Below are 11,822 nucleotides of genomic sequence, written 5' to 3' on the forward strand. Positions count from 1 at the left end.
TTCTTTCATGTTTTTCGCACCCGCCCTTCATACCGCCCGCTTCGCCCCGCGTTCGTACGACCGCGCCTTCGAGCGTTTCGTCAACGAAGCCTTTGCCGGCGCGCGCAAGTCGCCGCTCGTCGAACAAGACGACAAGAGCTGGACGCTTTCCATCGATGTGCCCGGACTTTCGCGCGACGATCTCTCCATCGGCATCGAAGGTGCCGTGGTCCGCATCGACAGCAAGGCCGAAGCCAAGCGCCAGTTCAAGGCCGCCTACGAGCTGCCGCAAGACATCGACGTGAGCGCTAGCGAAGCCAAGCTCGAGAACGGCGTGCTCACGCTCAAGCTGGGCAAACAAGTGCCGGTGAGCCGCGTTTCGGAGCTGCAGATCAACTGATCTTGCAAAGCCCACGAGAGGAAAGTGTCGTTAACTATTGTTTTTGACTTTGAAGACGCTCCCTATTCACAATAGGGCAGTGAATAACGTCACATCATGTGATGTATTCACATTTTTCTTCTTTTCTCTTCGTGGGCGTCTCGCAAACGCACCGAATCGCTGACGGTGCGGATTCGGGTGCCCCTTAAGGCACGCCATGATCACGCACCTCAAGTCAGCCAATGACAATGAACGGTCCGATACGCTCCTGGTATTCCTGCCCGGCGCCTATCTGAAACCCGACGAATTCGAACGCGAAGGCTTCATCAGCGCCGTGCGAGAGCGCCATCTGGCCGCCGACTCGCTGCTGGTGGACGCGGACGTCTCCTACTACTACGACCAGACGCTCAGCGAGCGCCTGCATGCGGACGTCATCGAGCCGCAGCGGGCCAAGGGCTACAAGTCGATCTGGCTCGTGGGCATTTCCATCGGCGGCTTCGGCGCGCTGGTCCACGAGTTGTCCAGGCCGGGCTCGGTCGACGGCATCGTCGCGCTGGCACCCTACCTGGGGCGGCGCGTTCTGGGCGCCGAAATCCACAAGGCCGGCGGCCTGCGCACCTGGCAGGCGCCCACCGGCCCCCAGCCCGACGAGGAAGTCGACCGCAAGCTGTGGCCCTGGTTCCAGCAATACCTGGAACCCCAAAGATCCAAGAACCTGCCGCAGCTCTACCTCGGGTTTGGCCTGAGTGACCGTTTTGCGAGCAACCACAAGCTGCTGGCGGATGCGCTGCCCGAAGGCCGCGTGTTCACCACCGAAGGCGGCCACGACTGGCCGCAGTGGCGCCAGCTGTGGCGCAACATGCTCGACGTGCTGCCGGTGCCGTCGCTCGGCCGCGCGCCGCGCCCTGCTGCTACGCGGGCACCTGCGGCGCCGCCTCGGATGCCATCAGCGAAGCCATGGGCCATCGCGGCTTGACGTCGAAGGCATAGCGCGCGCTGGCCTGCGCCAGGCCCGACTGCAGCCGCATGGCGGCCGCCATTGCGATCATTGCGCCGTTGTCGGTGCACAGGTGCAGCTCGGGGTAGTGCACGCGCACGCCGCGCCTGGCGCAGGCGGCGTTCAGCTGCTCCCGCAGGCTTCGATTCGCGCCCACTCCGCCCGCAACAACCAGCCGCTTCAGGCCGGTCTGCCCGAGCGCGGCCAACGACTTCTTCAGCAGCACCTCGACGATGGCCGCTTGCGTGGAAGCGGCCAGGTCGGCCTTGCTCGCCTCCAGCCCGGCGCCGAGCTTCTTGGCCTGCGTCAGCACCGCGGTCTTCAGCCCGGCGAATGAAAAATCCAGATCGCCGCTGTGCAAGAGCGGCCGCGGCAGCTTGAATGCCTCGGCATTGCCCTCTTCCGCCAGCTTGGCCAGCCACGGGCCACCCGGATACGGCAGGCCCATGAGCTTGGCGCTCTTGTCGAAAGCCTCGCCCGCCGCATCGTCGATGGTTTCGCCCAGCAGCTCGTAGCGCCCCACGCCGTCGACCCGCATCAGTTGCGTGTGCCCGCCGGAAACCAGCAGCGCCACGAACGGAAACTCCGGCGGGTCCGCGCTCAGGAAGGGCGACAGCAGGTGCCCCTCAAGGTGATGCACCCCGAGCACCGGCTTGCCGAGCGCCGCCCCCAGGGCGCACGCCACGCCCGCGCCCACCAGCAAGGCCCCGGCAAGGCCCGGGCCGCGCGTGTAGGCGACCACGTCGATATCGGCCAGCGCCCGCCCGGCTTCCGCCATGACCGCTTCGGTCAGCGGCAGCACGCGGCGAATATGGTCGCGGCTGGCGAGTTCGGGCACCACGCCGCCGTAGGCCTGGTGCATGGCGATCTGGCTGTGCAGCGCGTGCGAGCGCAACAGCGGCAGCGCGTCGCCGTGCGATTCGACCAGCGCCACGCCGGTTTCGTCGCAGGAGGATTCGATTCCCAGAAGAAGCATCCGCAGGAGTGTAGGCGGCGCAGAATGCCCGTGCGGCACGGATGTTGCAGCAAGCCTTTTGCCTCCCCTCCCCGCCATGAAATCCGGACTGAATTTCCTGATCGCCGCCAGAAAGTGCGAAATCGACGAGCTCGACCAGCTCGCGCGCACCAGCGACCTGGTCGGGCTGATCGCGCGGCTCGTTCATGCGCTGCAGCGGGAGCGCGGCATGTCCAACGTGTTTCTCGCCTCCCGCGGGGTCCGCTTTGCCGAGCAGCGCGATCCGCAGATCGCCGAATGCCTGGCGCTCGAACAGGAGGTGCGCGCCGGCTTCGACCAGCTCGAAACCGAAGGCCGCCCGGGCGCCACCGCGGGCAACAGCGCCCGGCTCTTCAGCCGCATTGCCTGGGTGCTCCCCGGCCTGGACGGCTTGCCCGCGCTGCGCCGCCGCGTTGCTGCGCTCGAACTGACGCCCGCCCAGGCCACCGCCGCTTACGCCAAGCTCGTTGCAGGCCTGCTGGCCGTGGTGTTCGAGGCCGCCGACGGCGCCACCGACCCCGAGATTTCGCGCCTGCTCGTCGCGATGTTCAACTTCATGCAGGGCAAGGAATTTGCCGGCCAGGAGCGCGCCTTCGGAGCCGGGTCATTGGCGGTGGGGCGTACCGACGAGGCGCAGCGCCAGCAATGGCTGCACCTCATCGAGCTGCAGGAGCGCTGCTTCCAGGTCTTCATCGACTTTTCCAGCAGCGGCGTGCTTGCGCTCTGGCACCAGAGCCAGTCCGATGCCGTCATGGCCGAGATCGAGCGCCTGCGCCGCATGAGCGTGACCTCGGCCCAGGCGGCTTCGGCGGCTGCGCCCGACCCCCGGCTGAGTCAGACGTGGTTCGACTGCTGCACCCGCCGCATCGACGCGATGAAAACCGTCGAACACCGGCTGGCGGAAGAACTGCGCGAACTCTGCGCCCGCAAGATCGCGCAGGCGCGCGGCGAACTGCAGAAATACCACGAGGTGCTCGGCACCCTTGCGCCGCAAGCCGAAGGCGCCGTCTTCTTCGACGACACCGGCACGGAGGCCACGGCACCGGCCCAATACGGCCGGCACCTCGAACGCTCGGTGCTCGACATGGTGCAGGAGCAATCGCACCGGCTGCAGGCCATGAGCGAAGAGCTCGAAACCGTTCGCGCCTCCCTCAACGAGCGCAAGCTGGTCGAACGCGCCAAGGGCCTCCTGATGGCGCACCGCCGCATGAGCGAGAACGAAGCACACAAGATGCTGCTGCAAACCGCCATGAACCAGAAGCGCCGGCTCGTGGACGTGGCCGAGTCGATGCTCGCCATGGCCGACTACCTGCCCTTGGACACGGCATCGCGGCGCTGAGCAGCCGCCCGCATACGTTCGAAATGGTGCGGCGCACAACAAGCGTGCATGGCACCGACTTTCCGCCTCAGGTGCCCTGCGCACCCGCTGGCCGTCGTTCTTTTGCTGCCTATTCGATAGCAAGGCACTAGCAAAAAGCGGCCGGCAAAGCTGGCACGCAGTTTGCTGAAGTAGTACATGGACCCTCGGGTCCGAGGCAGGCGGCACCCAACGGCGGGTGATGCCCACCGAAATTGGACAAAGGCGTCCCCCATCCCGCAAGGGCTCGTTTTCGAGCAGCCCCTGCGCGGTGCGGGACGCCTTTTTCGTTTTTGTTCTTCCTTTTGTTTGTTGTTGTTCTTCAACCGGAGCCCGCCACATGACCGACCTGCTGAAAACCCGCCTCAGCCGCCGCCGCGTACTGCAAGCCGCCGCCATTGGCGCCGTGGGAATCGATCCCGCCCTGCGCGCCGCCGTCTGGGCCCAGGGCTCCGACAAGCCGGAAAAGGAAGAAGTGAAGATCGGCTTCATTCCGCTGACCGACTGCGCCAGCGTGGTGATGGCCTCGGTGCTCGGCATCGACAAGAAGTACGGCGTGAAGATCGTGCCCAGCAAGGAAGCCAGTTGGGCCGGCGTGCGCGACAAGCTCTCCAACGGCGACCTGGACATGGCGCACGTACTCTACGGCCTGGTCTACGGCATGCACCTGGGCCTGAGCGGCCCCAAGAAGGACATGGCCGTGCTCATGACGCTGAACAACAACGGCCAGGCCATCACGCTGTCGAAGAAGCTCGCCGACAAGGGCGCGGTCGATGCCGCCTCGCTCGCCAAGCTCATCGCCGCCGAAAAGCGCGAATACACCTTTGCCCAGACCTTTCCCACCGGTACCCACGCAATGTGGCTCTACTACTGGCTGGCCTCGGCCGGCATCGATCCGTTCAAGGACGTGAAGAACATCACCGTGCCGCCTCCGCAGATGGTGGCCAACATGCGCGTGGGCAACATGGACGGCTACTGCGTGGGCGAGCCCTGGGGCCAGCGCGCGATCATGGACGGCATCGGCGTGACGGCCATCACCACGCAGGACATCTGGAAGGACCATCCGGAAAAAGTGCTCGGCACCACGGGCGACTTCGTCAAGAAGTACCCCAACACCGCGCGCGCCGTGACCGCGGCCATCATCGAAGCGGGCAAGTGGATCGACACCGGCCTGCAGAACAAGAACAAGATGGCCGAGACCATTGCCGACAAGAGCTACGTGAACACCAGCGTGGACGCCATCAACCAGCGCATCCTGGGCCGCTATGTCAACGGCATGGGCAAGAGCTGGGACGACCCCAACCACATGAAGTTCTACAACGGCGGCGCCGTGAGCTTCCCCTACCTGTCGGACGGCATGTGGTTCCTCACGCAGCACAAGCGCTGGGGCTTGCTGAAGGAGCATCCGGACTACCTGAAGGTGGCCACCGAGATCAACCGCATCGACATCTACAAGCAGGCCGCCGCTGCCACGCAGACGCCGGTTCCCAAGGACGTGATGCGCACCAGCAAGCTGTTCGACGGCTCCGTGTGGGACGGCAAGGACCCGAAGAAATATGCCGACTCTTTCAAGATCCACGTCTGAGACGACTGAGGAGAAACACACCATGGTCAGTGCCGTCTTCCATTCGCCCCTGGATGCCTCGCTCCCTCTTCCGCGTGCGGGAGAGGGCCGGGGTGAGGGTTCGCCCCGCGCAGAAGCTGCCCCCCTCCCCACCCCACTCCTCAAAGTGGAGAAGGAGCAAAAGCAACGCACATCCATCGACCTGCGCGCCTTCTGGATGCGCGTGCTGCCGCCGCTCGCAGGCTTCGGCCTGCTGGTGCTGATCTGGGAACTGGTCGCCATGAAGAGCACCACCGGCTTTCCCTCGCCGCTGGCCACCTGGCAGCAGGCGCTCACGGTGTTCAGCGATCCGTTCTACAGCAAGGGGCCGAACGACCAGGGCGTGGGCTGGAACGTGCTCTCGTCGCTGCAGCGCGTGGCATTGGGCTTCGGGCTTGCGGCCGCAGTCGGTATTCCGGCGGGCTTTGCCATCGGGCGCTTCGAGTTTCTTTCGCGCATGTTCAATCCGCTGATCAGCCTGCTGCGCCCGGTGTCGCCACTGGCCTGGCTGCCGATCGGCCTGCTGGTGTTCAAGGGTGCCAACCCGGCTGCCATCTGGACCATCTTCATCTGCTCGATCTGGCCGATGGTGATCAACACCGCCGTGGGCGTGCAGCGCGTACCGAGCGACTACATGAACGTGGCCAAGGTGCTCAACCTCAGCGAATGGAAGATCTTCACCAAGATCCTCTTCCCCGCCGTGCTGCCCTACATGCTGACCGGCGTTCGCCTGGCGGTGGGCACCGCCTGGCTGGTGATCGTTGCGGCCGAAATGCTCACCGGCGGCGTCGGCATCGGCTTCTGGGTGTGGGACGAGTGGAACAACCTCAACGTCGCCAACATCATCATCGCGATCTTCGTCATCGGCATCGTCGGCCTGGTGCTGGAGTTCGCGCTCATCAAGCTTGCAACCGCATTCACGTTCGAAGAGGTGAAGTCATGAGCCGCACGGCCTTTCCGAAGGCGAATACCGCAGCGCTGCTGCGCGGAGGTTTCCAATGAATGATGATTCGAAGTACATCGAGATCCACAACGTCGAGCAGCGCTTCAAGACCGCCAAGGGCAGCTTCCTGGCGTTGCAGGGCATCAACCTGAACGTGGCCAAGGGCGAGTTCATCACGCTCATCGGCCACTCGGGCTGCGGCAAGTCGACGCTGCTGAACCTGATTGCCGGACTGACGACGCCCACGCAAGGCGTGCTTCTGTGCGCCAACCGCGAAATCAAGGGCCCCGGCCCCGAGCGCGCGGTGGTCTTCCAGAACCACTCGCTGCTGCCTTGGCTCACCTGCTTCGAGAACGTGTACCTCGCGGTCGAGCGCGTCTTTGCCGCCACCGAGAGCAAGGCGCAGTTGCGCGCACGCACCGATGCGGCGCTCGCGATGGTTGGCCTTACGCCTGCCGCGCAAAAGCGCCCCGGCGAAATCTCCGGCGGCATGAAGCAGCGCGTGGGCATTGCACGCGCGCTCTCCATGGAACCCAAGGTGCTGTTGATGGACGAACCCTTCGGCGCCCTTGACGCACTCACGCGCGCCAAGCTTCAGGACGAACTGCTCGGCATCGTGCAGAAGACGCAGAGCACCGTCGTCATGGTCACGCACGACGTCGACGAAGCGGTGCTGCTGAGCGACCGCATCGTGATGCTCACCAACGGCCCGGCCGCCACCATCGGCGAAGTGCTGAAGGTCGACATCGCACGTCCGCGCAACCGCGTCGAACTGGCCGAAGACCCGACCTATGTGCACGCCCGCAAGGCCGTGATCGATTTTCTCTACACGCGCCAGGCGCACGTGGAGAAGGTTGCGGCCTGACACCGCCGGCACGGCACAACCGGAGTCAGGACATGATGACCTGCAGGCTGTGCTCGTACCAGGCGGTGAGCCGCTCGAAGGTATCGACCAGCGCTTCGCTGGACCGCACCAGCGTGGCGCGGCCCTCGGGGCTCTCGAGCGCCTGCACGCCGCCGACCAGGCGCAGCCATTCGTCGCGCGCGGCCGCCAGCGCGGCACGGATCTCAGGTGAACTGAGGGGGGCGCGCTCCAGCTCGAGGAGCGCCGCCTCGAACTCGTTCATCGTCGGCAACAGGCGCTCGCGCGAAGCACCCGCGGCAAGCGCCGAGGCCAGCAACGCGTCCTTGGCCAGGCGCTGTGCACGCATGCGCTGCCGCCCGCAGATGTTGACGATACGCAGCGCACGCCGCGCGCCGGAGGCTTCGAGCGCATCGGTCAGCGCTTCTGCAGCGGCCAGCAGTTCGTCGCCGCGCTTGTCGATGTCGGCTAGCGCCTGCGGCACCGCCCGCGCCGCCAGCGCGGCGGAAAGCCCGCTCCACGCGGCCTGCACGTCGCCCAGCGCGCCCGCGCCCGGGGCGCCGAGCTCGAGGGTGGCCAGATGATCCAGGTTCTGCTGCACCCGCTCGACCGATTGCGTGCGCAAGACGCGTGCGCGCTGCACGTCGATGCCGGCAAGCATCTGCGCCGCAATCCGCACCAGCCGCTGCGACAGCATGCGCAGTTGCCCGGCGCGGTTGATCGCATCGGCCCACTGCGCGGCCTCGATCACCGAGCGCGACACCTCGCCCAGCCGCAGGTTGGCATGCATGGCCGCGCCGCGCAGCAAGCCGAAGGCCTCGTCCTCGCCGATGCCGCGGGACGACATCAGCAGGCCCTTGGCACGGTCGACCCATTTGCGTTCGTCCATGCGGGTGCGCAGGCCGTCGAGTTCGGTGCGCAGCGCGGCCTCGCGTTCTCGCCTAGCTTGCGCCAGCGCCGTCAGCGCGCGAAGCGAGGCGCCGTCGAAAGCTTGCATCGGCAGCCATGCGTGCACGCCGAGAGCAACCAGCGCTTCGTGCTGCGCGCTGTCCAGCGGCGCGCTGACGAGGCTCAGCCCGCAAGGAGGCATGCCCTTCCATTCGCCGACGGCATCGAGCAGCGCCTGCAGCTGCTGCGCCGGTGCGGGCAGCCAGGCCATCACCTGTTGCGGTGCAAGCGCACCCACCTTCTGCACCAGCGTGTGGCAGGTGCCCCGCTCGACGGCAACGACGCCGGCGCTCGCGAGCGCCTGCTGCAGAGGCTCCGGCAGCGGCGCGGATTCGGCGAAATCATTGGGCAGAACGACAAGAAGGGACATCATGGAAAAGCGGTTGGAGGCACGGCAAGCATAGGCCACGCCCGCGCGTTTGCGCAGGCACGTCTCTTGCATCGATCAGGGTGCGGTGTAACGAAGCACCGCTTTGGTGAGGCTGCAGGCTCCTGCATCCGTCCTGGCTGCGCAATGGCCGGGAAGCACCCCCACGCCGACAGCGTTCGCTGCCGGCATTCCGCCCCAACCCCGTCTGTCGACTCGGCCCTCCAAAGGCTGCGCCGCGGCATTTCGCACGATTGAACGCCATGTCCAGTTTCAGGACCTTCTTGCACTCAGGCCACGGCCCGACGCTGTTCGCGGCCTTTCTGTACTTCTCGTTCTCCTGCTGCATCTGGGTGCTTAACGGCGCCATGGCGCCGTTCATCGGGGAAACCTTCGATCTTTCGCCCGCGCAGAAGGGCCTGATGCTGTCCGTGCCCATCATCGCGGGCGCGCTCATGCGCTTTCCGCTGGGCATCCTCTCGCAATACATCGGCCGCAAGAACGCCACGCTGGTCGAAATGGGCCTGATCGCGGTCGCAATGCTGTTCGGCTTCTTCTTCGTGAAGAGCTTCAACGACCTGCTGGCCATGGGCGTGCTGCTGGGCATTGCCGGCGCCAGTTTCGGCGTGGCGCTGTCGCTGGGTTCGGGCTGGTTCCCGCCGCAGCACAAGGGCTTGGCCATGGGCCTGGTGGGCGCCGGCAACGTGGGCACGGCGGTGTCGGTGCTGGTGGCGCCGCCGCTCGCGCAATGGCTCGGCTGGCAGGCGGTGTACGCCGTGGCGGCGGCCGCCATTCTGGTGCCGATGGTCGTGATGGTGCTGTTTGCCAAGGAGCCGCCCGACGTCGACAGCCACGCGAGCTTCCGCGAGCACATTGCCTGCCTGTTCGAAAAAGACGGCTGGGTGTTCAGCCTGATCTACGGCGTGACTTTCGGGGGCTTCATCGGGCTCATCACCTTCCTGCCCTCTTATTACTACGACCAGTTCGGCGTGAGCAAGGTGCAGGCCGGTCAGCTCACCATGCTGGCGGCCTTCATGGGCGCGGCGGTGCGCATCGTCGGCGGCTGGATCTCCGACCGGTGGGGCGGCGTGAACACGCTCACGGTGGTGCTCCTGGTGGTGGCCGTCGGGCTGGTGCTGGTGGGCATCTCGTCGGCCTCGCTTGCGCTCACCACGCTGCTCCTGATCTTGTGCTTTGCCGCACTGGGCGCGGGCAACGGCGCGCTGTTCCAGCTGGTGCCGCTGCGCTGGCCCACCAGCACCGCCGTGGCCGGTTCGATGATCGGCGAGATCGGCGCGCTGGGCGGCGGCCTGGTGCCCAACGCCATGGGCCTTTCGAAGCAATACCTCGGCAGCTACGTGTGGGGCTTCGTGTTCTTCGGCGTGCTGTCGCTTGTCATGCTGGGCGTGATGCGCGTGATGCAGATTCGCTGGACCCGCACCTGGGCCGAAAAAGGTGGTCGTGCGCGCACCACGCCCTCACCGGCTCCATCCAAGTACACCGCCCCACCAAAGGCAACGCGGCCATGACCCTTGTCCGTTCGCCGTCAGCGTGGCAAGAACAGCAGCCACACCACGAGCAGTGCGTTGAACAGCAACGACACGGCGAGCGCGATCTTGTAGAGCGCGGCCGGGTCGCGGCGGATCAGCGGCGTGGCGGGCGGCGCACCGACCGGGCGGGAAGCGCCCCGCTCCAGGGCGAGCAGCATTTCCTCGGCGGTTTCGAAGCGCTCGCGCGGATCGCGGGCCACGGCCTTGCGCACCAGATGGTCGAGCCACACGGGCACATCGGGCCGCAGGCGCGAGAGCGCGGCCGGGTCGCGCCGGTAGCGCGCCACCTGGTAGGGCTCGATTTCTCCGTAGGGCAAGTGTCCGCCAAGCCACTGGTACAGCGTGACGCCGAGTGCGAACAGGTCGCTGCCCGTGTCGGCGGGGGCGCCCTCCCATTGCTCGGGGTTGATGTAGCTGGGCGTGCCCGCATGCAGTTCGCGTTGCGCCGCACCTTCGCGGCCCGACAGCGCCACGCCCAGGTCGAGAATGCGCCAGCGGCCGTCGTCGCCCAAGTGCAGGTTGCCGGGCTTGATGTCGCGGTGCACCACGCCGTGGCGGTGCAGCCGGCCCAGGGCCTTGGTCACTTCGATGGCCGCGGTGACCACCTCGGCCACCGCGCCACGCGCGCCGGACTTTCGCATCTGCTCCAGCGTGCGTCCGCCATGCCAGTCGAACACGATGTAGAGCGCGCTGGCGTTCTCGGCGCGCTCGTGCACGCGCACGAATCCACCGCTTCCCACGCGCTGGCCCAGCCAGGCTTCGTGCGCGAGCATCGCGCGCTCCTGCGGATCGCTGGCACGCGAGGGGTGCAGCGTCTTGAGCGCCACCAGTTCGCGCGTGGCGGCATTGCGCGCCTGGTAGAGCAGGTGCACGCCGGTGTCGGCCACCAGGGCGGTAACCACGTAGCCGTCGAGCACGTCGCCCACCTTCAGCAAGGGCGGCGGCGCCAGTCGGCGGCCGTCTCCGAGCTCGTCGTCCAGCTGCCGCGGATCGAGGCCGACGACGCGAATGACCAAGGCGGTCGCGTTGTCGCGTGTACCGGCCTCGAGAGCCGCGTTCACCAGCGCCTCGCTCGCCTGCTCGGCGCTGCCCTGCAAGGCGAGCGCGGCCAGCCGCTGAGGCTTGAGCACGCCGTGCACACCGTCGGACGTGAGCACGAAGCAATCGCCCACGCGCACGTCGCCCTGCGCGTAGTCGACACGCACCTGGTCGTCCAGGCCGATGGCGCGCGTCAGGCGGCTGCGCATGTCGGGATGTTCGAAGGCATGGTCCTGCGTGAGCGGCATGGCCGGCTCGCCGTCGGCGCGCACGCGCCATGCACGCGTGTCGCCCACATGCGCCAGCGTGTAGCTCTGGCCGTGCAGCACCAGTGCCGTCAAGGTGGTGAGCGCCGTCGCGCTGCCCTGGCGCCGGCGGTTGTGATCGGCAAGCCAGGCGTTCTGCGCCGCCACCAGGCGGTCGAGCGCGGCGGTCGGCTCCCAGGTGGCGGGCGTTGCGAAGTAATCGGCCAGCAGGCCCATGACAGTGGTCTGCGCCGCTTCCAGGCCGCGTCCGCCCGTGGACACGCCGTCGGCAATGGCGGCAATGAGCCCGCGCGACTCGTCCCCCGGCGGTGCGTTGACCGCACCGGCAAAGTCTTCGTTCACTTCGCGCGGTCCGCGCTGGCTGCTGTAGCCGATGTCCACTTCAAAGCTCATGGCGCCATTCTCCATGTGCTTTCCACGCACTTTGCACGCGCACCGCGTGCGTCCTTTGCTTGAAACGTTGAAAGGCCCCACCCCATGCACAAACTCAAGCTCGTGATGGTCGGCAACGGCATGGCCGGCGTGCGCACCCTGGAAGA

10 protein-coding genes are annotated in these 11,822 nt (G+C 66.7%); 7 read left to right on the forward strand and 3 right to left on the reverse strand.

Annotated elements, in window-relative coordinates:
- The first annotated feature begins 7 nt into the window (after window positions 1-7).
- On the forward strand, window positions 8-379 hold the full coding sequence (locus V9L21_RS24330; RefSeq protein ID WP_337315357.1) for an Hsp20/alpha crystallin family protein: 372 nt from the start codon (window positions 8-10) through the stop codon (window positions 377-379).
- A 196-nt stretch (window positions 380-575) separates the two neighbouring features.
- Window positions 576-1,334, forward strand: coding sequence for an alpha/beta hydrolase-fold protein (locus V9L21_RS24335; protein WP_337315358.1), 759 nt, complete (start codon window positions 576-578; stop codon window positions 1,332-1,334).
- On the opposite strand, the gene tsaD is transcribed toward V9L21_RS24335, so the two are convergent.
- A complete protein-coding gene (gene tsaD / locus V9L21_RS24340) occupies window positions 1,270-2,331 on the reverse strand; it encodes a tRNA (adenosine(37)-N6)-threonylcarbamoyltransferase complex transferase subunit TsaD (RefSeq protein WP_337315359.1) in 1,062 nt (353 codons plus the stop codon). The genes V9L21_RS24335 and tsaD overlap by 65 nt on opposite strands.
- Before the next feature lie 76 nt (window positions 2,332-2,407).
- On the opposite strand from tsaD, the gene V9L21_RS24345 reads away from it, so the two are divergent.
- From V9L21_RS24345 to V9L21_RS24360, 4 genes are all read left to right on the forward strand, one after another.
- Window positions 2,408-3,688 (forward strand): nitrate- and nitrite sensing domain-containing protein, encoded by a 1,281-nt coding sequence (locus V9L21_RS24345; protein ID WP_337315360.1) that lies wholly within the window; start codon window positions 2,408-2,410, stop codon window positions 3,686-3,688.
- A gap of 358 nt (window positions 3,689-4,046) precedes the next feature.
- Window positions 4,047-5,291 (forward strand): CmpA/NrtA family ABC transporter substrate-binding protein, encoded by a 1,245-nt coding sequence (locus V9L21_RS24350; RefSeq protein ID WP_337315361.1) that lies wholly within the window; start codon window positions 4,047-4,049, stop codon window positions 5,289-5,291.
- A gap of 22 nt (window positions 5,292-5,313) precedes the next feature.
- On the forward strand, window positions 5,314-6,252 hold the full coding sequence (gene ntrB, locus V9L21_RS24355) for a nitrate ABC transporter permease (protein WP_337315362.1): 939 nt from the start codon (window positions 5,314-5,316) through the stop codon (window positions 6,250-6,252).
- Window positions 6,253-6,307: 55 nt separating this feature from the next.
- On the forward strand, window positions 6,308-7,117 hold the full coding sequence (locus V9L21_RS24360; RefSeq protein ID WP_337315363.1) for an ABC transporter ATP-binding protein: 810 nt from the start codon (window positions 6,308-6,310) through the stop codon (window positions 7,115-7,117).
- A gap of 25 nt (window positions 7,118-7,142) precedes the next feature.
- Here the strand turns inward: V9L21_RS24360 and V9L21_RS24365 are convergent, their stop codons facing one another.
- Window positions 7,143-8,435: a type IV pili methyl-accepting chemotaxis transducer N-terminal domain-containing protein gene (locus V9L21_RS24365; RefSeq protein ID WP_337315364.1), complete on the reverse strand. Its 1,293-nt coding sequence runs from the start codon at window positions 8,433-8,435 to the stop codon at window positions 7,143-7,145.
- Between the two features lie 257 nt (window positions 8,436-8,692).
- On the opposite strand from V9L21_RS24365, the gene V9L21_RS24370 reads away from it, so the two are divergent.
- Window positions 8,693-9,958 (forward strand): MFS transporter, encoded by a 1,266-nt coding sequence (locus V9L21_RS24370; RefSeq protein ID WP_337315365.1) that lies wholly within the window; start codon window positions 8,693-8,695, stop codon window positions 9,956-9,958.
- A 17-nt stretch (window positions 9,959-9,975) separates the two neighbouring features.
- On the opposite strand, the gene V9L21_RS24375 is transcribed toward V9L21_RS24370, so the two are convergent.
- A complete protein-coding gene (locus V9L21_RS24375) occupies window positions 9,976-11,676 on the reverse strand; it encodes a bifunctional protein-serine/threonine kinase/phosphatase (protein ID WP_337315366.1) in 1,701 nt (566 codons plus the stop codon).
- Window positions 11,677-11,822: the final 146 nt, after the last annotated feature.

The sequence above is a fragment of the Variovorax sp. CCNWLW235 genome (assembly GCF_037204085.1).
In the GTDB taxonomy this organism is placed as follows: Bacteria; Pseudomonadota; Gammaproteobacteria; order Burkholderiales; family Burkholderiaceae_C; genus Variovorax.

Excerpts from the sequence above, each read along its gene's own strand:
- V9L21_RS24330 (WP_337315357.1), top strand. The coding sequence starts at position 8 with ATGTTTTTCGCACCCGCCCTTCATACCGCCCGCTTCGCCCCGCGTTCG.
- V9L21_RS24335 (WP_337315358.1), top strand. The coding sequence starts at position 576 with ATGATCACGCACCTCAAGTCAGCCAATGACAATGAACGGTCCGATACG.
- tsaD (WP_337315359.1), bottom strand. The coding sequence starts at position 2,331 with ATGCTTCTTCTGGGAATCGAATCCTCCTGCGACGAAACCGGCGTGGCG.
- V9L21_RS24345 (WP_337315360.1), top strand. The coding sequence starts at position 2,408 with ATGAAATCCGGACTGAATTTCCTGATCGCCGCCAGAAAGTGCGAAATC.
- V9L21_RS24350 (WP_337315361.1), top strand. The coding sequence starts at position 4,047 with ATGACCGACCTGCTGAAAACCCGCCTCAGCCGCCGCCGCGTACTGCAA.
- ntrB (WP_337315362.1), top strand. The coding sequence starts at position 5,314 with ATGGTCAGTGCCGTCTTCCATTCGCCCCTGGATGCCTCGCTCCCTCTT.
- V9L21_RS24360 (WP_337315363.1), top strand. The coding sequence starts at position 6,308 with ATGAATGATGATTCGAAGTACATCGAGATCCACAACGTCGAGCAGCGC.
- V9L21_RS24365 (WP_337315364.1), bottom strand. The coding sequence starts at position 8,435 with ATGATGTCCCTTCTTGTCGTTCTGCCCAATGATTTCGCCGAATCCGCG.
- V9L21_RS24370 (WP_337315365.1), top strand. The coding sequence starts at position 8,693 with ATGTCCAGTTTCAGGACCTTCTTGCACTCAGGCCACGGCCCGACGCTG.
- V9L21_RS24375 (WP_337315366.1), bottom strand. The coding sequence starts at position 11,676 with ATGAGCTTTGAAGTGGACATCGGCTACAGCAGCCAGCGCGGACCGCGC.